Raw genomic sequence first — 26,297 nt, forward strand, 5'->3', positions numbered from 1 at the left:
CGAATCAAGTATCAAACTGCCCGTCTTTTCTTCCACCGCGTCCACGGCGCACAGATGCGTGCCTTTCTTTCCCCGCGTTACGAAATGCGGAGATAACGAACATATAATGCCGGAGACCGGAATCGGCGCATCGTGCGGTTGTCACCGGATACGGCGGAGGCAGCACATTGCGTGCATTCTCTTTTGACTCGGCAGTGGGCATAATGACAAACACGGTCTGGATCAGATGAGTATGAATGGTGAAGTCGCAGCGCATTACGTTAAATGACATTGCTGTACTGGCTGGTGTCACCAAAATGACGGTCAGCCGCTATCTGCGCACGCCGGACAGGGTTAAACCGGAAACCGCTGCGCGCATCGCCGCCGTGATCGAGGAAGTCGGCTATCAGGCCGATCCTGACAATCCCGCCCTCTATTCCAATAGCCCTCCCCTCATCGGCGTTCTGGTTCCTTCTTTTAACAATCTGATATTTGCTGATGTCCTCGCCGGCATTGAATCCGTGACGTCTGTACAGGGTTATCAGACGCTGGTCGTCAATTATGACTACAACAGCAAACGCGAAGAGGAGCAAATTGCCGCGATCCTGGCTTTTAAGATCAAAGGGCTGCTGCTGACCGAGTCGGTTCATAGTCTGCGGGCGGAAAAATTCCTGAAGACGGCAAAAATACCCGTTGCTGAAATCATGGGGCTGTCAGGCAATGCAGATCGAATTAACGTGGGTTTTGATAATGTGAAAGCCGGCTACGATATGACCACCATGTTGCTGGCCAGCGGTAAAAAACGCATTATCTATTTTGGTTCAATGTCTGATATCCGCGATGAACAGCGTTACACGGGATATTGTCAGGCAATGGCTAACCATGATTTACCTACCGGTCGTATTTCCCCCAATAAGATCTCTTCCATTTCAATTGGGACAGGCATGATGACGCTTGCGAGCCAAATGTATCCGGATATGGATGGTATTCTCTGTACCAACGACGATCTGGCCGTTGGGGTGTTACAGGAATGCCTGGCAAACGGTATCAGCGTTCCAGCGCAAATTGCCATTGCCGGATTTCACGGTCTTGAGATCGGGCAGATCATCACCCCCCGGTTAGCCAGCGTACTGACGCCACGGTATGAGATGGGGAAAGTGGCGACAGAAATCATAATAAAAAAAATTAAAGGGCTGCCGACCATTGAACGTGTCGATCTCCACTTCCGCCTGTCAATGGGGGAGACAATATAGCTTTCCCCGCCAGTCACTTCAGCACTGGCCATAATTGCCCGCTTCGCCAGAAAAACATCACTCGCTATCCCGACCAGAAATTCGGCCAGATGGCGCCACCCACCTGACCGAACGCCCCCTTAACGTGCCTTGCGGCGCCGGAGCCAGAATAGGACCAGCAGAATAATGACGACCGCCGCGACGGCCATGCCAGGCAGAATCATCGGCTGTGCGCGCGCCAACAGCGGTTTCGGGCCCCCGGCGCGCACCTCACTCACGTCCTCCTCAGTCACGCTCAGCGTGCTGTTGCCGTATTTCTGCAGCACGAAGTTAGCGATATCGGCAACCTGCTTATCCGTCAGCTCTCCGACATAGGAACCGGCGCCAAAGCTCGGCATCAGTACGTGCTTGCCGTCAACCCGGCGATCAACCCCCTGCAAAATGGCGGCAATCAGGTTTGACGGATTGCTCGCGGCCGTGGTGGAGTTGTTGAATAGCGAAGGGTAGGCCTGGTTCAAACTGCCGCTGCCGTCCGGCTGATGGCAACTGGCGCAGTAGCCGCTGTAGAGCGCCTCGCCGCTATTGAGCGTGTGGTTGGCGTTGGGCGAATTCATGCCGCGGAGATGGGGCTCAACGTTGTAGTGCGCCTGGCTAAGGCCATTGCCCTGGCGCCCCTCGCCCTGTGACGGCACGGTCTTCAGGTAAGTTGCAATCGCCCGCAGCTGCCGGTCGGTCAGGTATTGGAAGCTGTGCTCAACGGCTTCAGCCATTGGCCCCGCAGCTTGTGCGCGCCCTTCCGCCCGACCGGTTTTCAGGTAGTCCACTAACTCCTGCTCGCTCCAGTCGCCGATCCCTTCCTGGCGATCGGCGGTGATATTCGGCGCGTACCAAGCCCCCAACGATGCCCCCATCAGGAAGCGCGAATTGTCTTCCGCCATCAGCACATTACGCGGCGTATGACAGGTTCCGCAGTGAGCCGGGCCCTGCACCAGCGCAGCCCCCTCGTTCCACGCCTCACCTTTCGTCACATCCGGGGTGAAACGCCGATTGTCCAAATAAAGCATGTTCCACACCGCCATGGAGAGGCGGATGTTGAACGGAAACGGCAGATCGGTTTGGCGCTTGGCCGGCTCATCGACCGGGGCAACGCCATGCATGAAATAGGTATACAACGCGTGGATCTCGTCATCACTCAGACGGGTATAGGCGGTGTAAGGCATTGCCGGATAGAGATACGTCCCATCTTGCCGGATCCCAGAACGCAGAACGTCGGCAAACGCCGCTTCAGAATAGCCGCCGATGCCGTATTTTACCGATGGGGTTATATTGGTGGCGTAGATAGTGCCCATGGGAGAAGCAATGCCGTACCCCCCGGCAAAAGGCTTGCCCTGCTGCTGCGTATTCGTATGGCAGGCCATGCAGTCCGAGGCGATAGCCAGCGCTTGCCCTCTAGCGATCAGATCGCCGTCCTGGGCATGCGCCGCGAAGCCGCTTCCCAGCAGCAGCGTCGCTGCCAGCGAGTGGGTGATTTTATTCATTTGCTCTCCAGGGCGCGCAGTACGTCATTGGCCGCCTTGAGTCCAAGCGCCGCCATCGTCAACGTGGTGTTGACAACGCTGGCTGAAACCATGGCGCCTCCACCCGGGATCCAAAGGTTGTCATGATCGTGGGCGCGGCAATTGCCGTTCACCACCGAGTTCGTGGGATCGCTGCCCATGATCGTGCCGCCCATAATGTGGTTGTTGGCATTCAGCTTGTCGTTAATCACAAACTCTTGCGCATCAAACAAGTCGCCAATCTGCCGTAGCTGGATTTTGACCACTTCCAGCCCTTTGCGCACATAATCGCCGACGTCGTAGTGGATGTCCGGGCAGGCCAGGCCATGCTTGTCTTTGCGGGTAGGGCTCAGGGTCAGACGGTTGTTCGGGTCCGGCAGCGGTTCCAGGCTGATGGAGAGATCCACCGAGCGGCTGGCGCGATCGCGCACTTCATCCTGCAGCGCCTTGCCGACCTTGCCCGTTTTCAGGACTTCAAGGGCGGAGGGGATCACCCGGTTGATATTGTTGATGATGATCTTGTTGGCGGAGTGGTCGCTGCGAAACGCGCCGTCACGATACCCCACCATGCAGCTGCTCTGCGCCGGGCCGCGGCCAACCCACAGGGCCTCTCGCGCCAGGAAGGAGCAGTGCAGGCCAGAGTGATCCATCATGTTGCGCCCCACCTGATCCGAGCTGTTCGCGATGCCGTTCGGGTTCTTTTCGTTGGCCGCCAGCAGCAGCAAGCGCGGGTTCTCAATCCCATTGCAGGCCAGAACGAACGTTTTACCGATCGCCCGATGGGAGTTATGCGCCGTGTCGTACCAGTGAACGGCGGTGACGCGGTTATTGTCGTCGGTGTCAATTTTGTACACCACCGCCTCGGGGATCACCTTCGCCCCCTTGTGTTCGGCCCGTTCAACGTGGTGAATGCCGTTGTACATCGCCCCGATAGGGCAAATCGGCTGGCAATTGTTATTGCCGCAGCAGGTGGGCCGTCCGTTCCAGGGCCGGGTGCTGCGGCCTTGCGGAATGGGCACCGATTTAAAACCGTGAGGATTAACAATCTCAGCAATGCGTCTGTCGCCGTAGGCCCAGGGCACCATGTCCATCGGGTAAGGCCCGCTGCGTTCCGCAGGGGACTGCCACTCCGGATTATTCGGGCCGGCAACGCCTATTTCCTCTTCGGCTTTCGCGTACCACGGTTCGATATCTTCGTAGGAAATAGGCCAGTCTCTCCCCACGCCATAGAGGGATTTCATGCGAAAATCATTGGGATGGTTGCGCCAGCAAGAAGCGGCCCAGTGCCAGGTGGTTCCCCCCACCACACGCAAATAGCCCTGTTTAAAGCCTGAGCCATTGGGGCCGGTCAGTTTGATATAGTCGTTCTCCGGGAAATAGAGCGGCGCGGTGGCGTACTCCGATTGCGGGTAAAGCCCCTGAAAATCCGACCCCGCACGATTGTGCAGTGGCATATTGCGCCAGTTTTCCACAGCCTGTGCGCGCTCAATGCGCGGGCCTGCCTCAAGCACCAGCACCGAGTAGCCCTGGCTCACCAAAGCATCCGCCATCAGACCGCCCACAATACCGGAACCGACAATGACGACATCGGCCTCTGCATCGCCGGAAGCATTAATTATTGGGCTTTTCACACGCGGTCCTCATATTTTTTATCGGCTACGGCAGGCAAATCTGTTGCGGGAATGGAAGGTTGGCGGGTAACGCCCGGCGGCAAGCCGGTCCACCACAGCGGGCCAAAATTGCACCAGGTCGGCACAATCAGGGCATCCTGAACCGTGCGATACATCAGCGCCTCTTTATAACTAATCAACTGACCCTGCTCAGCGTTTGAAGGATCTACGGTTCCGGTATACCACGCGGTCACGATCGCCTGGATAAGCTCCCTCTGCCCCTGTTCAATCGCATGTCGGTTCAAGGTTTCCGCATCGGTGGCTTGCTGGCTCAGGATGAACAGGGCGTTGAGTTGCGAGTTCAACTGCGGAAAATGTTCGCGCAGTGCGGAAAAATAGCGGGCGGAGAGTGTGACGTCCAAATCGTCAAACTCGGTAATTTTTCTCGAAATTTGCAAAAATTGCGCGTATTCAACGGGCGAGGCGGCAATTTGCGCCCGTTCGGCATAGGTTATATTTGAATAAGGCAACAGGCTGGCGGCGACGATGACGCCCACCATTTTCCCCAGCGCCTCCCTGCGGGTAAGCACGATTTGCAACGACATTATTAGCTCCGAAATAATTTATTTTTATATAGTTTTTTTAATATCTATCAGAACGCAGGCAAACCAAAATAAAAAATTGTGCTAATGGGGAGGAACCGCATTAAAAGATCAAGGCGTTATGAGATTGGCTACATCGACTACAGAGGTAAACTCCGGCCTTTAATGATGTAATCTGAATCTGAAGCAAATATCCCTGTAAATAATACGGCGTAATCTCTGCCGTACATTTATTCAACCCAACTCAATCTTTAAAAGTTAGGGGCTATGGCTTTGACGGGAAAGGCGCATTCTTCGGAAGCGCTGCAGACGGCGGATGAGCAAGGCTTTCCGCCGGGCAGCCTGAAGTAGCGATACCAGCCGCCGCTGAACGTCTTGCTACGTCAGCAGGGCGCCGTCGATTTTCGCCACAATTTTACGCAGAACTGCCGGCGTTGTGCAGGTACTCATCGGGCGATGTAGTTCCCCCGGAAAGATAACGGCCAGTTCACCGGGTTGCAGGTGGATGAGAGTCTCACCGGGGATCGCCGGGCTAAACCCAAGGTCGTGCGCCTCGTTAAATGGCTCACTCAACGGCAAAGGCAGCCCCAGAACCCCGGCGCCAATCACTTCTCGCCCTTCTAGGACAAGATGGATATCCAGATACTGGCGATGAAACTCCGGCTTCTGGTCGGCCAACAGTTTGGTTTCCCCTTCAACGACGTTAAAGAACATCTGTTTACCCTGCACCTGATAGTGGCCGACAGGTAAATTGTACGGCTCACTTTCAATAATGCTGGCCAGCATTTTTCGAATGGCTGCCGGATAGAATTTATTATTTACGGCAGTGGTTAAGGCATCAATAATCATAATATTTTCTCTGGTAGATATCGATTCGGTATTTCACCGACAAGAACAATGGCTGGGTAGTTTTATGGCAACAGGCAATCTCGGCGTAATTACGGTAGAATCGCTATTCGATCGTTCTACGGGCGCCACTATGAATAAGCAACAAAGCAAACCGCTTTCTTGTTAATATTTACAGCCTATCACCACTGTGAGTAAACTCCACCTGAAAGGCTATTCGGCATGGTGAAATAAGTCATGACCTATCTCACGGTTTTTAGCCGCTTAAAACTGTGACAAAAGTCACTTAATTAAGTGTTACGAAACGACGTTACTTATCCTGTGATCCACGGCAGAAAATCACTGGATATTCACCGCTCTCACCAAAATCGATCGATTTAGCCTTCTCCCCCTACGGGCATAATGAGTTATTTTCCCCGATAGTCACTGACAGAAACCACGAAATTGCACACGAGATCACGCCAGCAGTAACATGCTTTTTTAACACTCTTTGGCGTGATGCAGATCGCAAAAATAAGCGGTAAAAAAACGTCTGATACAGGGTATCCCCTATTTTTCAGACAGGATCGCAACGATGCACACTGACACTCAACCTACCATTTTGCTTATCGCGCCGGTGATGGATGCTTTGCAAGCCGCGTTGGACGCCCGCTACCGGGTATTCCGTCTCTATGAACAATCAGATATTCCAGCCTTCCTGGTTCGCCATGGCGCAGACGTTCAGGCGGTGGTCACCCGTGGTGATGTGGGGGTAACCCGAGAGACGCTGGAGCAATTGCCGCAGGTGGGCATGATTGCTGTCTTTGGCGTGGGAACCGACGCTATCGATCTCGACTACACCCGGGAACGCCATATCAGCGTCGGGATCACCGCCGGCGTGCTGACCGATGATGTGGCAGATCTGGCTCTGGGGCTAATGCTGTCCGCCAGCCGCCGCCTCTGCCAAGGGGACCGATTTGTACGCGAAGGCCGCTGGGAAACGACGCCGCCACCGCTGGCGACCAAAGTGAGCGGTAAACGCATCGGTATTTTCGGCATGGGGAATATCGGCCAAGCCATCGCCCGCCGGGCGAAAGGCTTCGATATGACCATCCTGTATACTGACCGCCAGCGCAAAGACGGCCTGGATTACCAGTGGTGCGCCGATCTGCACACGCTCGCAGCACAGAGTGATTTCCTGGTGATCGCGGCATCCGGCAGTGCGGAAAACCGCGGGATTATTGATGCCAGCGTATTTAACGCCATGCCCGAACGCGCCTGGCTTATCAATATTGCCCGCGGCAGCCTGGTCGATGAGGCGGCGCTGATAAAGGCGTTACAAAATCATGTTATCGCCGGGGCCGCTCTGGATGTCTTTGAAAACGAACCCCATGTCCCGACAGCGTTCTTTGCTCTCGAGAATGTTCTGCTTCAACCCCATGTGGCCAGCGCTACCGTAGAAACTCGTCAGGGAATGAGCCAATCCGTTTTGGATAATCTGGCAGGTTATTTTTCACATCAGGATATTCCTGGGTTAATTCAATAAAAATGATCGTTTGAGTTACGAATAATCATTTTTATCCGCCAACTCAATATCCTCTGTGAATGGCGGATATCATCGAGACGCTATTATGACCGATAAAATACCAGGAACCCGCTGGCTGCGGGTTATCGCGCCGATCCTTATCACCTGTATTATTTCATTTATGGATCGCGTTAATATCAGCTTTGCTCTGCCGGGTGGCATGGAACAGGATTTAGGTATTACCAGCCAGATGGCTGGCGTGGCCAGCGGTATCTTTTTTATTGGTTATTTATTTCTGCAAATCCCTGGCGGACGACTTGCGGTTTACGGTAGCGGAAAACGTTTTATAGCCTGGTCGCTCGTGGCCTGGGCGATTGTCTCTATCGCCACCGGGTTCGTCACCCATGAATATCAACTGCTCGTGCTGCGTTTTATTCTCGGGATCTCCGAAGGGGGAATGTTGCCCGTCGTGCTGACCATGGTAAGCAATTGGTTCCCGGAAAAAGAACTGGGGCGCGCCAATGCCTTTGTCATGATGTTTGCCCCACTAGGGGGGATGCTGACCGCCCCGGTTTCCGGCGCGATTATTGCCACTCTCGACTGGCGCTGGCTGTTCATTATCGAAGGCTTGTTGTCGGTCGTGGTGTTGACCATTTGGTGGCTGGTAATCAGTGACCGTCCGGAAGAAGCGCGTTGGCTACCGGCGAAGGAACGCGACTATTTATTGACCGAACTGGCCCGGGAGCGCAAAGCGCGGGAAGGGAGGGTGCCGGCAGCGAAGGCGCCGTTAAAAGCGGTGTTTCGCAACAAGGGATTGATGCGCCTGGTCGTGCTGAATTTCTTTTACCAGACCGGAGACTATGGGTATACGTTGTGGCTGCCCACCATCTTGAAAAACCTGACCGGTGGCAGCATGGCCAATGTTGGGGTATTGGCGATCCTGCCGTTTGTTGCCACTCTGGCGGGGATTTATGTGATTTCGATGTTCAGCGATCGCAGCGGTAACCGCCGTTTGTGGGTCAGGATCTCCCTGTACTGTTTTGCGGCGGCGCTGATAGCCTCGGTGATCCTGCATGAGCACGTGGTGGCCGCCTATATCGCGCTGGTGGTGTGCGGCTTCTTCCTTAAAGCGGCGACCAGCCCCTTCTGGTCAATTCCCGGACGCATTGCGGCGGCGGAAGTGGCGGGCAGCGCACGCGGGGTGATCAACGGGCTGGGCAACCTCGGTGGGTTCTGCGGCCCCTATCTGGTAGGCGTCATGATTTATCTGTACGGACAGAACGTCGCGGTTTGCGCGCTGGCGGCATCGCTGTTGCTGGCAGGAAGTATCACCTTCCTGCTGCCGAAAGAATGCGACCGCTCCTGCGAAGAAACGGACAACCGCCTGCCATCCGGGGCTAAACAGAAGTGGAGTTAAACGGCAATGGCGCGCTGTGGGCAGCAACGGCGGCTCACACCCGCATCAGGATTGGGCGGCGCGTTGTATTATCGCGGTTAAATGCCAGGCCAATGGCTTGAGCGACTCACAAGCCAACCCGCACCAAACGGTGATGCAATCGTTGAGAATCAGCTTTTCTAAAAACGGTTATAACTCAATGGGGTGATGCATAGGGAGATTGGAGCGGGTGAAGGGAATCGAACCCTCGTATGCAGCTTGGGAAGCTGCCGTTCTACCATTGAACTACACCCGCATCGGTGTGCGACAGGCATTATAACCGGTTATCGGCGACGGGCAAGCGGAGATGGCGCGTAACTGTCGATGTTTTAAGCGGTTAAGTCCCGTAGACGAAAAAAAACCGGCGCAGTTGCCTGCACCGGTTGTTGCACGCTAAACGGGATTATTTCTGTGGGCGCATCGCCGGGAACAGAATCACGTCGCGGATGGTGTGGCTGTTGGTGAACAGCATCACCATGCGGTCGATACCGATGCCCAGACCGGCAGTCGGCGGCAGGCCGTGCTCCAGCGCGGTGACGTAGTCTTCGTCGTAGAACATCGCTTCGTCGTCACCGGCGTCTTTAGCATTCACCTGATCGGCGAAGCGCTGCGCCTGGTCTTCGGCGTCGTTCAGCTCGGAGAAGCCGTTGCCGATTTCACGGCCGCCGATGAAGAACTCGAAGCGGTCGGTGATTTCCGGGTTCACGTCGTTGCGGCGCGCCAGCGGCGACACTTCAGCCGGGTACTCGGTGATGAAGGTCGGCTGAATCAGATGGCTTTCCGCCACTTCTTCGAAGATCTCGGTCACGACGCGGCCCAGGCCCCAGCTCTTCTCAACCTTGATGCCGATGGATTCAGCGATGGCCACCGCTTTGCCCATGTCGGCCAGGTCAGCCAGATCGGTTTCCGGACGGTATTTCTTGATCGCCTCGGTCATGGTCAACTTCTCGAACGGCTTGCCGAAGTCGAACACTTCGTCGCCGTACTGCACCTGAGAGGTGCCCAGCACTTTCTCGGTCAGGGTGCGGAACAGGGTCTCGGTCAGCTCGATCAGATCTTTGTAATCCGCGTAAGCCATGTAGAGTTCCATCATGGTGAACTCTGGGTTATGACGCGGAGAAACGCCTTCGTTGCGGAAGTTGCGGTTGATTTCGAACACGCGCTCGAAGCCGCCGACCACCAGACGCTTCAGATACAGTTCCGGCGCGATGCGCAGGTACATGTCGATATCCAGCGCATTGTGGTGGGTGATGAACGGACGCGCGGACGCGCCGCCCGGGATCACCTGCATCATCGGGGTTTCGACTTCCATGAAGCCGCGTTCCACCATGAAGTTACGGATAGCGGACATCACCTGCGAACGCACCTTGAAGGTGTTGCGCGATTCTTCGTTGGCGATCAGATCCAGGTAACGCTGGCGGTAACGGGTTTCCTGATCCGCCAGGCCGTGGAATTTGTCCGGCAGCGGGCGCAGCGCTTTGGTCAGCAGACGCAGTTCGGTGCAGTGGATCGACAGTTCGCCGGTCTTGGTTTTGAACAGCTTGCCGCGCGCGCCGAGGATATCGCCCAGGTCCCACTTCTTGAACTGCTCGTTGTACACGCCTTCAGCCAGATCGTCGCGCGCGACGTACAGCTGAATGCGGCCGCCCACGTCCTGCAGCGTGACGAAGGATGCCTTGCCCATAATGCGGCGGGTCATCATGCGGCCGGCGACGGTCACTTCTACGCCCAGCGCTTCCAGCTCTTCGTTGTCTTTATCGCCGTACGCGGCGTGCAGTTTGTCGGAGGTGGAGTCGCGACGGAAGTCGTTCGGGAACGCAATGCCGTTCTCACGCAGGCCGGCCAGTTTCTCGCGGCGGGACTGCAGTTCGTTATTGAGATCCAGCGCCTGATCGGCGCCCTGTACTTGTTGTTCAGACATTTCTATTCCTCATAACCCGGCTTTCAAACTTGCCTCAATGAATTTATCCAGGTCGCCATCCAGTACGGCCTGCGTGTTACGCGTTTCGACGTTGGTGCGCAAATCCTTGATGCGGGAGTCATCCAGCACGTAAGAACGGATTTGGCTGCCCCAGCCGATGTCGGACTTGTTGTCTTCCATCGTCTGCTTATCAGCATTTTTCTTTTGCATCTCAAACTCGTACAGCTTGGCTCGCAGCTGTTTAAACGCTTGATCCTTGTTCTTATGCTGAGAACGATCGTTCTGGCACTGCACCACGATGTTGGTTGGCAGGTGAGTAATACGTACGGCGGATTCGGTTTTGTTGACGTGCTGACCGCCCGCACCGGAGGCGCGGTACACGTCGATACGCAGATCCGCCGGGTTGATTTCGATATCGATATCGTCGTCGACTTCCGGGTAGATGAACACCGAGCTGAACGAGGTGTGGCGACGGCCGCCGGAGTCGAACGGGCTCTTGCGCACCAGGCGATGCACGCCGGTTTCAGTGCGCAACCAGCCGAACGCGTAGTCGCCGATGATCTTGATGGTGGCCGATTTCAGGCCCGCGACGTCGCCGTCGGACTCTTCGATCACTTCGGTCTTGAAGCCCTTGGCTTCAGCCCAGCGCAGGTACATGCGCAGCAGCATGCTGGCCCAGTCCTGCGCTTCGGTGCCGCCGGAGCCGGCCTGGATATCCAGGTAGCAGTCGGCGCTGTCGTATTCGCCGGAGAACATGCGGCGGAATTCCAACTGATCCAGCTTGCTCATCAGTTGATCCAGCTCGGCGACCGCTTCGTTGAAGGTCTCTTCATCGTCGGCTTCCACCGCCAGTTCCAGCAGCCCGCCGACGTCTTCGCCGCCCTGCTCCAGCTGATCGATGGTTTCAACGATGGCTTCCAGCGCGGCGCGCTCTTTGCCGAGCGCCTGTGCGCGCTCCGGCTCGTTCCAGACGTCCGGCTGCTCCAGCTCGGCGTTGACTTCTTCTAGGCGTTCCTTCTTGGCATCATAGTCAAAGATACCCCCTAAGAACCGCAGTCCGCTCGGACAGGTCCTGAATTCGGTTTTTTACCGGGTTAATTTCAAACATGGTTTCGTTCTTTTACGTTGATGTCGTCGATGGCGGAATGCCATTGGAACCGCTAATTCTAACGGATCCGGGCGGCAGTTTATAGCGAGTTGGTCAGTTTTTGTGGCGATCGGGAAGGATGCCGGGGATTGGAGAGCCCAATCCCCGAATTGTGTTCAATTTCACTTCAGCGCGGCCAAAGATGCTGGATCAGCAGTTGCACATTGCGGTTGCCGCGAAACTCGTTGACGTCGAGCTTGTAGGCCAGTTCCACTTCGCGCACGCTGCTGTCCGGCCACAGCGTGGTGTCCACGTTAAACGCGATGCCGTCGAGCAGCGGGCCGCCGCCGAGCGGTTCCACCATCAGCTTCAGGTGTTTCTCGCCCACCAGCCGCTGCTGCAGAATGCGGAACTTGCCGTCGAAGGTCGGTTCAGGGAACGCCTGGCCCCACGGGCCGCCCTCGCGCAGCAGCTCCGCCGTGGTCAGCGACAGCTCCTGCATCGCCAGTTCGCCGTCGGACCAGATAACCCCTTCCAGCATCGCCGGATCGAGCCATTCCCCCACCAGCTCGCCGAAACGCTGGCGGAACTCGTCGAATTTGGCCTCTTCCAGCGACAGCCCGGCCGCCATCGCGTGGCCGCCGAACTTCATCATCAGCCCGGGGTTCAGCATATCCAGCCGCTCCAGCGCGTCGCGCATGTGCAAGCCGGGCACCGAACGGCCGGAGCCCTTCAGGATGCCGTCGCCCGCCGGCGCGAACGCGATCACCGGGCGGTGGAAACGCTCTTTGATGCGCGAAGCGAGGATGCCCACCACGCCCTGATGCCATTCCGGGTGATACATCGCCAACCCATAAGGCAGCTCGGTGCTGGTGCGCTCCAACTGATCGCACAGCTGCAGAGCTTCCACCTGCATGCCCTGCTCTATCTCGCGGCGCGTCTGGTTCAGCGCATCGAGATCGTTGGCCAGCATGCGCGCCTGCGCAATGTCGTCGCTCAGCAGCAGCGCCACGCCGATAGACATGTCGTCCAGCCGGCCGGCGGCGTTGAGGCGCGGGCCGAGGGCGAAACCGAGATCGTTGGCCGCCAGCTGGCGGGCGTCGCGGTTGGCCACCTCAAGCAGCGCGCGGATGCCCGGTCGGCATTTGCCGGCGCGGATGCGGTTTAACCCCTGATACACCAGAATGCGGTTGTTGGCGTCCAGCGGCACCACGTCGGCCACGGTGCCGAGCGCCACCAGATCCAGCAGTTCCGCCAGATTCGGCATCGCCAGCGCGCGCTGCTCGAACCAGCCGCTGTCCCGCAGCCGGGCGCGCAGCGCCAGCATCAGGTAGAACGCCACGCCTACCCCCGCCAGCGATTTGGACGGGAAGGCGCAGCCGCGCAGGTTGGGATTGACGATCGCTTCAGCCGCCGGCAGGGTCTCGCCCGGCAGGTGGTGATCGGTCACCAGCACCTGCATGCCTTTGGCGTGCGCCACGTCGACGCCGGCGTGGGAGGAGATGCCGTTATCGACGGTGACAATGAGTTCTGCGCCGCGCGCCGCCGCCTGCTCCACCACTTCAGGGCTCAGGCCGTAGCCGTCTTCGAAGCGGTTTGGCACCAGATAATCGACGGCTGCGCCGCCCATGCTGCGCAGCGCCAACACCGTCAGCGCGGTGCTGGTGGCGCCATCGGCGTCGAAATCGCCCACCACCATGATGCGGCGGCCGTCGGCCAGCGCCTGTTGCAGCAGGCTGACGGCGTCGTCGATACCGTCCAACTGTTGCCAGGGCAGCATGCCCTTGACGCTGCGTTCCAACTCTTGCTCAGCCTGCACGCCGCGCAGGGCGTAAAGCCGGCGCAGCAGCGGCGGCAAACTGGCGGGCAGATGCGTGTCGTCCGCCGCCGGGCGGCGGCGTAGTTGCGTTTTGATACTCACCGGCGATTAACCACCGGCTTTGGTGGCGGCCTGGTGCGCATCCAGCATGGCGGCCATCTCTTTCGGCCCCTGATAGCCCGGGATCATCATGCCGTTTTCCAGGATGATGGCCGGCGTGCCCTGAATGCCGAACTGTACGCCCAGCTCGTAATGCTTGCTGATGTCGGTTTTACAGGTCGCCGGAGAAACGGCGTCGCCCTTCATGGCGGCGTCGAACGCCTTGGCCTTGTCGGCGGTGCACCAGATCGACTGCATGTCTTTTTCAGCCTGGGATGCCAGCCCCTGGCGCGGGAATGCCAGGTAACGCACGGTAATACCCAGATCGTTGTACTCTTTCATCTGCTGATGCAGCTTGTGACAGTAACCGCAGGTGATGTCGGTGAACACGGTGATCACGTGTTTCTCTTTCGGCGCCTTGTACACGATCATCTGATCTTTCAGCGCGTCCATCTTGCTGCTCAGCAGTTGGTTGGTCACGTTGACCGGCTCTTTGCCGCTGACGTCGAACAGCGGGCCCTGCAGGATGTGCTTGCCGTCTTCGGAGGCGTACAGCACGCCGCTGTCGGTCAGCACGGTTTTCAGGCCGTTGACCGGTGAAGGCTGCACGTCCGCCTGCTGGATGCCCAGGCTGGCGAGCGCTTTTTTGATCGCCGCGTCATCGGCATGGGCGGCGCCGGCCACCGAGGCCACCAGCAGTGAAAGCAGCATTAAACCTTTTTTCATTATTCCAATCCTTTCGAACCCGCCGCTCAGGCGCGCGGGTGATGCTGTTGATGTAGCTGTTTCAGTCGTTCGGTCGCTACATGAGTATAAATTTGCGTGGTCGAGAGATCGCTGTGCCCTAACAACATCTGTACGACACGGAGATCGGCCCCATGGTTCAGCAAATGGGTAGCGAACGCGTGCCGCAACACGTGCGGCGACAGACGCTCGCTGTCGATGCCCGCAAGGATGGCATAGTGTTTGATGCGATGCCAGAACGTCTGTCGGGTCATTTGCTGGCAGCGGGTGCTGGGGAACAGCACATCCAGCGTCTGGCCGTTGACCAGCCATGGGCGGCCGTGCTCCAGATAATTTTCGATCCAGTAGACCGCCTCTTCGCCCAGCGGCACCAGCCGCTCCTTGTTGCCCTTGCCGATCACCCGCACTACGCCCTGGCGCAGGCTGACGTCGCTGATGTTCAGCCCCACCAGCTCGGAAACCCGCAGCCCGGTGGCGTACAACACTTCGAGCATCGCCTTGTCGCGCAGCTCCAGCGGTTGATCGACGCAGGGCGCCTGCAGCAACGCATCGACCTGCGCCTCGCTCAGATCCTTCGGCAAGCGCTGCGGCAGTTTGGGAGACGCCAGCTGCGCGGTGGGATCGTCGGCGCGCAGCTTTTCGCGGTACAGATATTGAAACAGGCGCCTCATGGCGCTCAACAAACGCGCGGAGCTGGTGGCTTTGTAACCGCCATCCACCCGCTCGGCGAGAAACGCCTGCAGATCCAGCGCCTGCGCCTGCAGCAAATCGGTCTTCTGCTGGCCAAGCCAGGCGCCCAGGGCCTGCAAATCCAGCCGATAGGAGGCCAGCGTATTTTCCGCCAGATTGCGCTCAAGCCAAAGCGCATCCAGGAATTGTTCAATCAGCGCATTGTCTTGCTGTTGCACGCGGTCCTCTCTTTGTTGCATTTCCACCCGCGCCATTATGCCTTAAGCCGGCGCAAATCAGGTATACTCGCTGCAATTCTCTAAACAGCAACGTAACGGTTTACACATGAAGATTGGTCTGTTTTACGGCTCCAGCACCTGCTACACCGAAATGGCGGCAGAAAAAATCCGTGAGATTCTGGGTGAAGACCTGGTCGACCTGCACAACCTGAAAGACGTCTCGCCCAAGCTGATGGAGGACTATTCCATTCTGATCCTCGGCATCCCGACCTGGGATTTCGGCGAACTGCAGGAAGACTGGGAAGCGATCTGGCCGCAGCTGGCGGCGCTGGATCTGAAAGGCAAAATCGTCGCCATGTACGGCATGGGCGATCAGCTCGGTTACGGTGAGTGGTTCCTCGACGCGCTGGGCATGCTGCACGATCACATCGCGCCGCTGGGCGTACAGTTCATCGGCTTCTGGCCCACTGAGGGCTTCGAGTTCACCAGCCCCAAACCGCTGAGCGCCGACGGCAAACACTTCGTCGGCCTGGCGCTCGATGAGGTCAACCAATACGATCTGAGCGAAGAGCGCCTGCAGCAATGGTGCGAACAGATCCTGTTGGAGATGGAGCCGCTGCTGTAGCCGCTATCGGGCGTTCCTCCCCAAACGCCGAGCGCCGGCGGCATGATTCGCGCCGGCGCCCCCTATCAACCTTGTTCGCCGTCACCCGCCGGCGGATACAGCAACAGCTGCCGCAGGTGGCGCCATTCCTCTTTGCTCATGCAGTCGGAAGCCAGCCACAGCCGGCGGCGCTTTTTGCCTTCCATCGGCTGTAGCGTCAACAGCATGCCGTAACCCGGCATCCACGGTTTTTTCGCCAGCCGCCACTCGCGGCCGTGCCAGCTGAAACGCCGATCCGCCAGCAGCCGCAGCTCGCCCTGCACCGCGGCGATGCGCTTCTGGCTGCGAATGCACTGAAACACCACCAGCGTCAGCAGCACCAGCCAGAGCGGGCCAAAGCCTTCCGGCCAGGGCGAAATCAGGATCAGCAGGATCAGAACGCCGTGGGTCAACAGTGAAAACAGCTGGGTGCGCCAGGAAATGCGGATATCACATCGCCACTGGGCCACGGTCTTTATTTCGCGTTTGGATCAGGGTCACCATTCTCTGCAGCTCGCCGTCCTGCGGCGCGCCATGATTCATCAGCCAGTTGAACAAATCGGGATCGTCGCACTCCAGCAGGCGGATAAACAGCGCCTTGTCCGCGTCATTCAGGCTGTCGTATTCGTATTCGAAGAACGGCATGATGGAGATGTCCAGCTCGCGCATGCCACGGCGGCAAGCCCAGTGAATACGTGCTTTGTTGTTAATATCCATGTTGTTATGACTCACCTCTTTTCAGCGCGGCAGCGCCAGCGCAGGGTTCAAATGACACACTGTATGGCAACGCCGTCGCAATATAATTCCATCAACCGGGGATCTGTCTGCAAGGGTGCCCTGGCCGCAAGCCTATAGAGTAACAATTTGACATACACGCCGGGAAGGCGCTTTGTGGCGGAAAACGCAATAAAGCGCAAAATGCCAAAAAAAGCGCCCCCCGGCGCCGCGGCGCGAATAACAGTTTGCAAAGCCCGCCGCCTCTTTTACCATGGGTCCAATACCCTTCAGGTAAGCTAAACGTTGAGCAGGAACTTACTATGGCGCATAACATTCCATTCCCACCCCGTCAGCCCTCCGCTTCCACCCATCTGCCCCTGACGCTGATCTCGCTGGAAGATTGGGCGCTGGTGACGCTGAACGGGCCGGACACGGTGAAATATCTCCAGGGACAGGTGACGGCGGACATCGACGCGCTGGCGGCCGATCAACACGTGCTGTGCGCCCACTGCGACGCCAAGGGCAAAATGTGGAGCAACCTGCGTCTGTTCCACCGTGGCGAAGGCTTCGCCTATCTGGAGCGCCGCAGCGTGCTGGACAGCCAACTGGCGGAAATCAAAAAATACGCGGTGTTCTCCAAAGTCACCATCGCCGCCGATAATGACGCGGTATTGCTGGGTGTCGCCGGTTTCCAGGCGCGCGCCGCGCTGGCGGGCCTGTTCGCCACGCTGCCAAGCGCTGAGCACCCGGTGGTGCAGGACGGCGAGACCACGATTCTGCACTTCAATGCGCCGGCGGAGCGTTTTCTGCTGGTGACCCGCCCCGCCGTGGCCGAACAGCTGATCGGCAAACTGCATGACCAGGCGGAACGGAATGACAGCAACCAGTGGCTGGCGCTGGAGATCGAAGCCGGTTATCCGGTTATCGACGCCGCCAACAGCGCGCAGCTGATCCCGCAGGCCACCAACCTCCAGGCGCTGGAAGGCATCAGTTTCAGCAAGGGCTGCTATACCGGTCAGGAGATGGTGGCGCGCGCCAAGTTCCGCGGCGCCAACAAACGTGCGCTCTACTGGCTGGAAGGTAAAGCGGCTCGCGCCCCGCAGGCGGCGGAAGATCTGGAGCTGCAGCTGGGGGAAAACTGGCGTCGCACCGGCACCGTACTGGCGTCGAGCCAGTTAGCCGACGGTACGCTGTGGGTGCAGGTGGTGATGAACAACGATCTGGATGCCGACAGCAAGCTGCGGGTGCGCGACGATGCCGCCAGCCAGCTGGCGATCAAACCGTTGCCCTACTCGCTGGCCGAAGAGAAATAATCCGTCGGCCGCAGGCCCCCTGCCTGCGGCCATCTTTGTTACTCGTCCAACTCCCCGTCGCGCTGCACCAGATAGATCAGCACCAAGATGATGGTGACGAAGAAGCGAAACGCGCTCGGTACGCCGTTCCATTGCTGCGACATCCACATGCCGAACCACTCCCCTCCAATCGACATAAAACCGACCTGCCAGGTAAGGAAGCCCAGCGTCAGCCCCGCTACCGCCCATTTTTTGCGGCCGTTGAAAGCGTTGGCGGGCAGTTTCAGGCCGCACAGCAGGCGCAGGCCACCAATCCAGCACAGCAGCGCGGTCAGACTCTCCAACGCAATGATGAAAATATAACCGGCGTGATGCAGCCACGGCGTCTGTATCGAGCGGTAGCCGATGGTGGCGTCGGGGAAAAGGGTATCCATCATAAAGACGTGGCGCACGAAGGCGAAATTGGAGCCGTAGTCGGTGAGGTTGCCGAAGGCGACCAGCGAAGCGAACAAGGCGATAGCGCAGACCAGCAGCGCTTTGGATAAGCGAACGATCATCTTGATGAGTCCTGAACAGAGGTTAAAGAAACGGTATGCGGGCTCAGAAATGAAGGAACGGGCTTGCTGGATACCCGAAAGAAGCAAGCGCCTCTTTTTTAAAACAAAAGAGGCGCCTGTTCAATACGCATTCAGACGTAGCGGCAACGCTTAGACGTACAGGTAGATCGCCATGAAGTGGCAGGCGCTGCCGCCGAGCACGAAGCCGTGCCAGATGGCGTGGCCAAAGCGAATGCGCTTGGAGGCATAGAAAATCACGCCCAGGGTGTAGACCACCCCGCCGATCGCCAGCAGCGTGACGCCGCCGGCCTCCAGCCGCGTAACCAGCTGATAAATCACGATCAGCGACAGCCAGCCCATCGTCAGGTAGGTCACCAGCGACAGGGCTTCAAAACGGTGGGCGAAGGCCAGCTTGAACAGTACGCCAAGCAGCGCCAACCCCCAGATTACCGCCATCAGGCCCTTCGCCAGCGGCGAATCCAGCCCTACCAGCAAGAACGGCGTGTAAGTGCCGGCAATCAGGAGATAAATGGCGCAGTGGTCAAATTTTTTCAGCCAATGCTTGGCCTTTTGATGCGGGATCGCATGGTACAGCGTAGAAGCGAGAAACAGCAGGATCATGCTGCCGCCGTACAGGCTGTAACTGGTGATGGCCGTCGCATCGGCGCCGGTATTCACCGCCTGCACCAGCAGCAACACCAGGCCGACAATACCGAACACCAGCCCGATGCCGTGGCTGATGCTGTTGGCGATCTCTTCCGCCCACGGATAAGCCGCGGTGACAATCTTATTGTTCCCGGCTTTCACTACGTCCGTTTTCCCCATAACGCGCAACCCCTCAAAATGCCCTGCTTTGTGCGAAATTAACGCAAAGCAGCTTAACTGAGAATAATTCCAGTGTACACGTGTACGCTAAAATAAAAATGTGAACGCGTGTAACCATCGAAATCCCCCGCCCGCTGGTCTACAATCGTCAGGCTTCAACCCACCCACCTTGAGGTTTACACCATGTCATCCGCTGTACCCGCGTTAGATTTCGGTTCAATGACCCAGGCCATCCAGTTCCTGATGGAAATCGATAAGTTGAAAGGCGTGCAACGCCGCACCAAGGTACTGGGCACCCAGCGCCAGGAAAACTCCGCCGAACACAGCTGGCATTTCGCCATCGCCGCCATGAGCCTGGCGCCCTACGCCGGTGATGACGTAGACATTCAGCGCGTGATCCAGATGGCGCTGCTGCATGACATCGTGGAAATCGACGCCGGCGACGTGCTGGTCTACGATCTGGCGGCCCGCGCGGCGATCCACGATCAGGAAGTGGCGGCGGCGCGCCGTCTGTTCGGCATGTTGCCGGAGGCTCAGCGCGAGTATTTCACCGCTTTATGGCAGGAATATGAAGACGGCGAAAGCGCCGATGCGCGCTTTGCCTTGCTGCTGGATCGCACCATGCCGATGCTGATGAACCTGCACAATGAAGGCCAGAGCTGGGTGGAAAACGGCATCAGCCTGGAGCAGGTGCTGGCGCGCAATGCGTCGATCGCCGACGTGCATCCCGAGCTGTGGCGCCATATGGAGCAACATCTGCGGGACGCGCAGCGCAAAGGCTGGTTGAAGTAAGGGAGCCGGGCTGCCGCCTCTGCGCCGCAGCCCGTCAACGTCAAGCGAACGCCTGCTGGCGTTCCAACGCCTCCTCATAACTCGGCATCGATCCCGCCGCCCCGGCGCGTTCCACGCAGACCGCCGCGTAGGCGGCGGCGAAGCGCGCCGCATCGGCTAACGGCACCTGATTCGCCAGCTGCGCCGCCAGAGCGCCGTTAAACGCATCCCCCGCGCCGGTGGTGTCTTTCGGCTGCGCCGGAAACGCCGGGATCAGCTCACTGTGTTCCCCGTCCGAGAACAACGCTCCCTGCGTGCCCAAGGTCACGATCAGCAAACGAATGCCCTTGGCGTGCAGCACCTGCGCCGCCTGACGCGCCGAAGCCACATCCCGCACCGGCACGCCGGTCAGCAATGTGCATTCGGTGGCGTTGGGCGTCAGCAGATCGACCTGCGCCAACAGGCTGTCCGGCACCGGCTGAAACGGCGCCGGGTTGAGAATGATGAACGTCCGCGCCTCGCGGGCGATGGCAATCACTTGTTCGATCGCCGGCAGGTTGTTCTCCAACTGGGTCAACAGAATATCCGCCGCGGCGATCGCCGGGCGGCACTGGCGCACCTCGTCCTCGCTGACCGTCAGGTTGGCGCCGGGATCGACGGCGATCATGTTCTCCGCATCCTCGCCGGCAACGTAGATAAGCGCATTGCCGGTCGGGCAATCGCCGGTCGAGAACAGCGTCACCGCATCGAAGCCGGCCGCGGCGAGATGACGCCGGGCGAAGGTGCCGAAGTCGTCGCGCCCCACCTTGCCGATATAATGCACCCGCGCCCCGGCGCGCAGCGCGGCGGTGGCCTGGTTGGCGCCCTTGCCGCCCGCCCCCATCATACTGTTACGGGCGATCAGCGATTCGCCGGGCTGCGGAAACCGCGCCATGCCGGCGACGATATCCAGGTTGAACGAACCGAACACGCAGACTTTGCCTTTCATTGCTGGTACTCCCTGCTCAATTGGAGGTGGCGCCGGGCGGCCAGACAGGCGCCTTTGCTGCCGGTTTCATCAGTCAGGCGGCTGATGGAGATCGCCAATCCCTGTGCCGGCTGGGGCCCGCGCAGATGACGGCGGATCTCTTGCTCCAGCCGCGCCAACGGAAAACCGCGCATGGCGATCACGCCGCCGCCCAGGATCAGCCATTGGGGGTCGATCACGTTCATTTCGATGGCGATGGTCTGCGCCAATCGTTCAACGAAACGCTGCAAATCCGGATGATCGCCATGGCGTTCGAACAGCCGGTCGAACGGCGTTTGCGCCGCGTTGGCGCGCGCCCAGCCGGTCAGCCAATGGCCGGAGGTCAGACTCTCGACGCAGCCCCGTTTGCCGCACGGGCACTCGCCCAGATGGCCCGGCCAGGGAATGTGCCCCAGCTCGCCGGCGGCGCCATGCGCCCCGTGGTAAAAATCGCCGTTCAGCCACAGGCTGTTGCCCATGCCGGTGCCCAGATACAGCCCTACCGCCACCTGCGGCAGCGCCGGCAGCTGCTGCAAATCCCACCACAGCAGATGGTTGACGTCCTTGTCCATTCGCACCGGCAGCGCCAGCAAATCGGCCAACAGCGCCGCCACCGGCTGGGCATCCAGCGCCGGAATGAACGGCAGCGACAGCACCCGCGAGCGATCGCGGCTGAGGATCCCCGGCAACCCAAGCATCACCTGCGCCACCTGACGATCCTCGCAATGCCGGGCGATAAGATCGCCCAACGCCGCCAGCGGATCGGCCCGCTGCGCCCAATCGGCGGTCGCTATCTTGCGGTAACCGCTAAACTCGCCTTCATCATCCATCAACAGCAGGCGGGTATTGGTGCCGCCGACGTCAACGCCAAGAAAATACCGCATCATATCCCCCGCCTCAGGCCGCCTGCCGCATCTGATCCAGCATCTTTTCCCACGCCGTTTCCAGATCCGGATCGAGGTTGAACAGCCCGGAACTGCCGACGATCAACACTTCCGCGCCGGCGCCCATCAGATCGCGGTAGGTGCGCTGGTTACAGGATCCATCTATTTCGATCAGATAGTTCAGATCCTGTTGGCGTTTCAGATCGCGCAACTGGCGGATCTTGTCCAGCATTTCGGGAATGAACGGCTGCCCGGCATAGCCCGGATCGACGGTCATGACGGTGACCTTGTCCAGCAGGTGAAGGTAGTGGCGAATAAACTCCACCGGCGTGGCCGGGTTCAGCACCACCCCCACTTTTTTGCCCAGCGCGCGGATTTGATTGATCACGCGGAACGCGTCGCGGTTGATGGTTTCGGCGTGCGGGCAGATAAAGTCCGCCCCGGCGCGGGCGATCGGCTCGATAAAATCGGTTGGGTTCTCCACCATCAAATGCACGTCCAGCAACAACGAGGTATGCGGGCGGATCTGTTCGATAAAGAACGGCGACAGCGTGATGTTTTTAACGTAGTGCCCGTCCATGATGTCGATATGCAGCATATCGGCGCGGCGATTCAGCACCGCCAATTGCTGCCGGATATCCATCAGGTTCATGCACATCAGTGAAGGTGAAATCTGGTATTTCATTAGCGTTATCCTGCGCAAAAGGGAAAAGGGATCAGTGGCCCGCCGCGATTCTGGCCTGGGCCGCGCTGCGGCGCATCGCCCGCCGCTGCTGATAGCGATGGCGGAAAAACTTCAGCGCCAGCACCGCGATCAGCACCGCGCCCCACATCGCCAGACTGAAATGCGGGCTGACGTTCATCAGGTTCAAACCGGTCGCGATCACCTGCAGCACGATCAGCGCCAACACCACGCCGCTGACCCGGCCAAAACCGCCGAACGGATCGGTGCCGCCCAGTATGATCGCCAGCACCGTGAGCAGCAGGTAGGAGTCGCCGTAACCCATGCGCGCCGAGTTGAAGCGCGCCATCATCACCAGCCCGGCAATGACGCACAGCAGGCTGGAGAGGGTGTAAATGGCGATCAACACCCGATGGGTATTCACGCCGCTGAAGTGGGTGGCGTTGATGTTGCTGCCGCTCATGTAGATGCATTTGCCGAGCCGGGTTTTCTGCAAGAACAGCGCCAGCAAGGCGGCGACCACCAGGAAGATCCACAGCGGTACCGGCACGCCCAGCACGCGCTCGGCGCCGATAAACCGCACGATCTCCGGCATGCCGCTCAGGGCCGCGCCGCGCGTCAGGTAAATGCCGATGCCGTTGACCGTCGTCATGGTGGCCAGCGTCACCAGAATCGGATGCGCGCCGACGTAGGCCACCAACGCGCCGGTCGCCGCGCCGATAAGCCCGGCCAACAGCATCGCCGCCGCCAGCGCCAACGCCAGCCACAGCGCCTGCAAGCCCAGCCCGGCATCCGCCGGCAGGTAGCTGATGAACAGCCAGGCCATCAGCAGGCTGGTCAGGTTGGCGCTGGCGATAATGCACAGGTTCAGGCCACCGCTGAGGATCGGGATGAACATCGCCAGCGTCAGCAGGCCCAGCTCCGGCAGCTGGAAGGCCACGCTGGTGAAGGTGGCGCCGCTGAAGAAGCGCCCCGGCATCAGCAGGCTAAAGCCCAGCACCACCGCCAGCAGCAATGCCAGCAGACCGACGGCGACCCCGTCCGGACGAAATTTCAGGTTGTTGCCCATCAGGCGCTCCTCAGGCGAAACCGACGTCGGTTTCTTTGCGTTTCTTGTAGTGAGTGACGGTGATCGCCGCGACGATCACCAGACCGATCACCACGTTCATGAAGTAGCTGGACACGCCGATCAGGTTGAGGCCGTTTTTCAGCACGCCGATCAGGAACACGCCCATCAGCGTGCCGACCACACTGCCCTTGCCGCCGTTCAGGCTAGCGCCGCCCAGCACCGCCGCCGCCAGCACGTCGAGCTCCCCGCCCACCAGCGCGTTGGGCACCACTTCCCCCATGCGGTACACCTGCACCAGGCCGCCGATCGCCGCCATCGCGCCCAGATAGCCATAGGCGAACAAATGCAGCAGGCCAACGCGGATGCCGATGCGCCGCGCCGATTCCGCATCACCGCCCACGGCAAACAGCTGGCGCCCGAGGTGCGTTTTGTTCAGCAGCAGCCAGGTCAGCAGCGCCACCGCCAGCATCACCAGCGTCGGCAAACCGAGCTGATAGCTCTGCTCATCCAGCTGGAACGGCAGCACGCTGCGCGGCAGCGTCCACCAGTCCGGCAATGCGTACAGGCTGCGGCCGTTGGTCAGCCACATCAGCATGCCGAACAACAACGCCTGCATGCTGATGGTGACGATGATCGAGACGATGCGCAGGCAGTAGATCAGCAGCGCGTTGACCATGCCCAGCGCGGCGCCGATCGCCAACGCCAGCAGAATGCTGCCCGCCGGGCTGGCCAGGCCGTAGTGGGTCGCCAGCGTGGCGATCAGGTACTGCACCACCGAGGCGACTGCGGCGAAGGAGATATCGATGCCGCCGGTCACCAGCACTACAAACAGGCCGAGGGCGAAAATACCGCTCACCGCATAGCTTTCGCTGAGATCGAGCAGGTTTTGCACCGTTAAAAACCGATCGCTGAGCAGTGAAAAGACCATGACCGTCAGCAGCAACACCCAGGCCAGATAGCCTTCGTTGCCGCGCGGTTTCAAACTGAATCTACGCATTGACCGCCTCCGCCAGCTGTTGCTGGCTCACCTGCCCCGGCAGGTATTCGCCGATCACGCTGCCGCCGCTGAAGTGCAGCACCCGATCGCAGTTGTAATACACCTCCGGCACCTCGTCGGAGATCAGCAAAATGGCGATCCCCTCCTGCGCCAGCAGATGGATCAGTTGGTAGATGCTGGCCTTGGCACCGACGTCGACACCGACGGTCGGCGAGTCGAGGATCAAGATCCGCGGCTGGGTCAGCACCCACTTGGCCAGCACGATCTTTTGCTGATTGCCGCCGGACAGCGTCGAAACCACCTGATCCGGATCCGCCACCCGCACGCCGAGCTTGGCGATCCACTCCGCGACGATGCGATTCTTGCGGTAGTCGTCTATCAGGCGAAAACGCCCGCGCAGCTTATCGAGAATGGTCAGCACCGCGTTATCCGCCACCGACTGTTGCTGCACCAGACCCAGCGTCAGGCGATCCTCCGAGACGTAGCCGATGCCGGCCTTGATCGCGTCCTCATGGCCGCGAAAGCGCACCGGTTTGCTGTCGAGGTAGAGTTTGCCGCTGTCCGGCCGGGTCATGCCGAACAGGCTCAGCGCCAGCTCGGTACGCCCGGAGCCGAGCAGCCCGCACAGACCGAGCACCTCCCCCTGATGCAGACGGAAACTCACATCCTGATACTGCCCAGCGCGGCTCAGGCGATCCGCCTCCAGCATCACCCGCTCCTTATTCAGGCTGGGCGCTTTCAGGCGATAGTCCAGCTTCAGACCGGTCATCAGCTCGGTCAGACGATCGCCGGTGATCTCCGCCGCCGGCCAGGTGCCGACTTTGTTGCCGTCGCGGATCACCGTGACGCGATCCGAGATCTCCAGCACCTCGTCCAGCCGGTGGCTGACGAACACCACGCAGATGCCCTGCGCTTTCAGATAGTCCACCGTGCGCAGCAGTTGGTTGACCTCGGTGCGGGTCAGCGAAGCGGTCGGTTCGTCCATGATCACCAGCCGCGCCTGCGCCACCAGCGCACGGCAGATCGCCACCTGTTGGCGCTGCGCGATCGGCAGCTCCGCCACCCGTTTGTCGAGATCCAGATTGAAACTCAGCGATTGCAGCTGGCGTTCGGCGGCGCGCCGCAGCCGCGCCGGGCGGTGCCAACCCAGCAACCCGCGCAGGTTGTGTTCGAAGGCGATGTTTTCCGCCACCGTCAGGTTGGGAAACAGCGACAGATCCTGATAGATCACCTGAATGCCGAAGGCGCGCGCCTGATCCGGCGACAGCCGGCCGAAGGTTTGCCCATCGAGGGTAATGCGGCTGCCGTCGTCCGGTTGATAGACGCCGGCGATCGCCTTGATCAGCGTGCTCTTGCCGCAGCCGTTGGTGCCGGCCAGACAGTGCACCTCCCCCGGCATCAGCGCCAATGAAATATCGTTCAGCGCACGCTGCCCGCCAAAGGTCATCGACAGCTGTTGCAGTTCGATAAGCGGCGCGCCCTGCGTTGCCGTATTGCCGGAAATCGCCATGA

Annotated in this window: 25 protein-coding genes and 1 tRNA gene; 6 read left to right on the forward strand and 20 right to left on the reverse strand. The window is 59.3% G+C overall.

Annotated features, from left to right (window positions below):
- Window positions 1–239: 239 nt before the first annotated feature.
- Entirely contained in the window at window positions 240–1,232 is a 993-nt protein-coding gene (locus AC2CGI_RS15980; RefSeq protein ID WP_031300612.1) for a LacI family DNA-binding transcriptional regulator, read from the forward strand.
- A gap of 119 nt (window positions 1,233–1,351) precedes the next feature.
- Here AC2CGI_RS15980 and AC2CGI_RS15985 read toward each other — a convergent pair whose 3' ends face one another.
- The 4 genes from AC2CGI_RS15985 to AC2CGI_RS16000 all read right to left on the reverse strand — a co-directional run bounded on the left by AC2CGI_RS15985 (window position 1,352) and on the right by AC2CGI_RS16000 (window position 5,828).
- Window positions 1,352–2,749, reverse strand: coding sequence for a c-type cytochrome (locus AC2CGI_RS15985; protein ID WP_076741303.1), 1,398 nt, complete (start codon window positions 2,747–2,749; stop codon window positions 1,352–1,354).
- A complete protein-coding gene (locus tag AC2CGI_RS15990; protein ID WP_004931708.1) occupies window positions 2,746–4,398 on the reverse strand; it encodes a GMC family oxidoreductase in 1,653 nt (550 codons plus the stop codon). The genes AC2CGI_RS15985 and AC2CGI_RS15990 overlap by 4 nt, the downstream gene beginning before the upstream one ends.
- Window positions 4,395–4,982, reverse strand: coding sequence for a sugar dehydrogenase complex small subunit (locus AC2CGI_RS15995; protein ID WP_015378961.1), 588 nt, complete (start codon window positions 4,980–4,982; stop codon window positions 4,395–4,397). Before AC2CGI_RS15995 ends, AC2CGI_RS15990 begins: the two co-directional genes overlap by 4 nt.
- 375 nt (window positions 4,983–5,357) lie before the next feature.
- Entirely contained in the window at window positions 5,358–5,828 is a 471-nt protein-coding gene (locus AC2CGI_RS16000) for a NanQ anomerase/TabA/YiaL family protein (RefSeq protein ID WP_015378962.1), read from the reverse strand.
- 571 nt (window positions 5,829–6,399) lie between these two features.
- Between AC2CGI_RS16000 and AC2CGI_RS16005 the strand changes: the two genes are divergently transcribed.
- Together AC2CGI_RS16005 and AC2CGI_RS16010 are read left to right on the forward strand one after the other, a co-directional pair.
- A complete protein-coding gene (locus AC2CGI_RS16005) occupies window positions 6,400–7,350 on the forward strand; it encodes a 2-hydroxyacid dehydrogenase (protein WP_021505698.1) in 951 nt (316 codons plus the stop codon).
- An 85-nt stretch (window positions 7,351–7,435) separates the two neighbouring features.
- Window positions 7,436–8,746 (forward strand): MFS transporter, encoded by a 1,311-nt coding sequence (locus tag AC2CGI_RS16010; protein ID WP_044030560.1) that lies wholly within the window; start codon window positions 7,436–7,438, stop codon window positions 8,744–8,746.
- Window positions 8,747–8,946: 200 nt separating this feature from the next.
- Here AC2CGI_RS16010 and AC2CGI_RS16015 read toward each other — a convergent pair.
- The 6 genes from AC2CGI_RS16015 to xerD form a co-directional block, all read right to left on the reverse strand.
- Window positions 8,947–9,020, reverse strand: a tRNA-Gly gene (locus AC2CGI_RS16015).
- Between the two features lie 147 nt (window positions 9,021–9,167).
- Window positions 9,168–10,685 carry a lysine--tRNA ligase gene (gene lysS / locus AC2CGI_RS16020; protein ID WP_004931697.1) on the reverse strand — a complete coding sequence of 506 codons (1,518 nt, stop codon included), beginning with the start codon at window positions 10,683–10,685 and terminating at the stop codon, window positions 9,168–9,170.
- Between the two features lie 9 nt (window positions 10,686–10,694).
- A protein-coding gene (prfB, locus tag AC2CGI_RS16025; protein ID WP_096242572.1) for a peptide chain release factor 2 occupies window positions 10,695–11,793 on the reverse strand; the annotation gives its coding sequence in 2 pieces (ribosomal slippage) (window positions 10,695–11,717 and window positions 11,719–11,793; 1,098 coding nt in all).
- Between the two features lie 166 nt (window positions 11,794–11,959).
- Entirely contained in the window at window positions 11,960–13,693 is a 1,734-nt protein-coding gene (gene recJ, locus AC2CGI_RS16030; RefSeq protein WP_015378966.1) for a single-stranded-DNA-specific exonuclease RecJ, read from the reverse strand.
- 6 nt (window positions 13,694–13,699) lie between these two features.
- Window positions 13,700–14,416, reverse strand: coding sequence for a bifunctional protein-disulfide isomerase/oxidoreductase DsbC (gene dsbC, locus AC2CGI_RS16035; protein ID WP_004931688.1), 717 nt, complete (start codon window positions 14,414–14,416; stop codon window positions 13,700–13,702).
- A 26-nt stretch (window positions 14,417–14,442) separates the two neighbouring features.
- Window positions 14,443–15,342 (reverse strand): site-specific tyrosine recombinase XerD, encoded by a 900-nt coding sequence (gene xerD, locus AC2CGI_RS16040; RefSeq protein ID WP_004931685.1) that lies wholly within the window; start codon window positions 15,340–15,342, stop codon window positions 14,443–14,445.
- A 106-nt stretch (window positions 15,343–15,448) separates the two neighbouring features.
- On the opposite strand from xerD, the gene fldB reads away from it, so the two are divergent.
- Entirely contained in the window at window positions 15,449–15,967 is a 519-nt protein-coding gene (gene fldB / locus AC2CGI_RS16045; RefSeq protein ID WP_004931683.1) for a flavodoxin FldB, read from the forward strand.
- A gap of 65 nt (window positions 15,968–16,032) precedes the next feature.
- On the opposite strand, the gene AC2CGI_RS16050 is transcribed toward fldB, so the two are convergent.
- Window positions 16,033–16,455 carry a protein YgfX gene (locus AC2CGI_RS16050; RefSeq protein WP_004931681.1) on the reverse strand — a complete coding sequence of 141 codons (423 nt, stop codon included), beginning with the start codon at window positions 16,453–16,455 and terminating at the stop codon, window positions 16,033–16,035.
- Window positions 16,436–16,702 carry an FAD assembly factor SdhE gene (gene sdhE, locus AC2CGI_RS16055; RefSeq protein ID WP_004931679.1) on the reverse strand — a complete coding sequence of 89 codons (267 nt, stop codon included), beginning with the start codon at window positions 16,700–16,702 and terminating at the stop codon, window positions 16,436–16,438. The genes AC2CGI_RS16050 and sdhE overlap by 20 nt, the downstream gene beginning before the upstream one ends.
- A 320-nt stretch (window positions 16,703–17,022) precedes the next feature.
- On the opposite strand from sdhE, the gene ygfZ reads away from it, so the two are divergent.
- Window positions 17,023–18,015, forward strand: coding sequence for a tRNA-modifying protein YgfZ (gene ygfZ / locus AC2CGI_RS16060; RefSeq protein WP_015378968.1), 993 nt, complete (start codon window positions 17,023–17,025; stop codon window positions 18,013–18,015).
- Between the two features lie 38 nt (window positions 18,016–18,053).
- Here ygfZ and AC2CGI_RS16065 read toward each other — a convergent pair whose 3' ends face one another.
- On the reverse strand, window positions 18,054–18,551 hold the full coding sequence (locus tag AC2CGI_RS16065; RefSeq protein ID WP_044030541.1) for a DUF2165 family protein: 498 nt from the start codon (window positions 18,549–18,551) through the stop codon (window positions 18,054–18,056).
- Window positions 18,552–18,701: 150 nt separating this feature from the next.
- Window positions 18,702–19,376: a PAQR family membrane homeostasis protein TrhA gene (trhA, locus tag AC2CGI_RS16070; RefSeq protein ID WP_021505704.1), complete on the reverse strand. Its 675-nt coding sequence runs from the start codon at window positions 19,374–19,376 to the stop codon at window positions 18,702–18,704.
- 183 nt (window positions 19,377–19,559) lie between these two features.
- Between trhA and AC2CGI_RS16075 the strand changes: the two genes are divergently transcribed.
- Window positions 19,560–20,168: an HD domain-containing protein gene (locus AC2CGI_RS16075; RefSeq protein ID WP_004931670.1), complete on the forward strand. Its 609-nt coding sequence runs from the start codon at window positions 19,560–19,562 to the stop codon at window positions 20,166–20,168.
- Window positions 20,169–20,208: 40 nt separating this feature from the next.
- Here AC2CGI_RS16075 and rbsK read toward each other — a convergent pair whose 3' ends face one another.
- Genes rbsK through AC2CGI_RS16105 form a run of 6 tightly spaced genes read right to left on the reverse strand, consistent with a single transcriptional unit; the run spans window position 20,209 to window position 26,295 of the window.
- A complete protein-coding gene (rbsK, locus tag AC2CGI_RS16080; protein ID WP_021505706.1) occupies window positions 20,209–21,135 on the reverse strand; it encodes a ribokinase in 927 nt (308 codons plus the stop codon).
- Window positions 21,132–22,040, reverse strand: a complete 909-nt coding sequence (alsK, locus tag AC2CGI_RS16085; RefSeq protein WP_076741302.1) for an allose kinase — start codon at window positions 22,038–22,040, stop codon at window positions 21,132–21,134. Before alsK ends, rbsK begins: the two co-directional genes overlap by 4 nt.
- Before the next feature lie 10 nt (window positions 22,041–22,050).
- On the reverse strand, window positions 22,051–22,722 hold the full coding sequence (gene alsE, locus AC2CGI_RS16090) for a D-allulose 6-phosphate 3-epimerase (RefSeq protein ID WP_015378973.1): 672 nt from the start codon (window positions 22,720–22,722) through the stop codon (window positions 22,051–22,053).
- A gap of 31 nt (window positions 22,723–22,753) precedes the next feature.
- Entirely contained in the window at window positions 22,754–23,788 is a 1,035-nt protein-coding gene (locus AC2CGI_RS16095; RefSeq protein WP_021505709.1) for an ABC transporter permease, read from the reverse strand.
- Window positions 23,789–23,798: 10 nt separating this feature from the next.
- Window positions 23,799–24,785 (reverse strand): ABC transporter permease, encoded by a 987-nt coding sequence (locus AC2CGI_RS16100; protein ID WP_015378975.1) that lies wholly within the window; start codon window positions 24,783–24,785, stop codon window positions 23,799–23,801.
- Window positions 24,778–26,295 (reverse strand): sugar ABC transporter ATP-binding protein, encoded by a 1,518-nt coding sequence (locus AC2CGI_RS16105; protein WP_076741301.1) that lies wholly within the window; start codon window positions 26,293–26,295, stop codon window positions 24,778–24,780. The genes AC2CGI_RS16100 and AC2CGI_RS16105 overlap by 8 nt, the downstream gene beginning before the upstream one ends.
- Between the last annotated feature and the right edge of the window lie 2 nt (window positions 26,296–26,297).

The sequence above is a fragment of the Serratia sp. LSHTC3 genome (assembly GCF_057197125.1).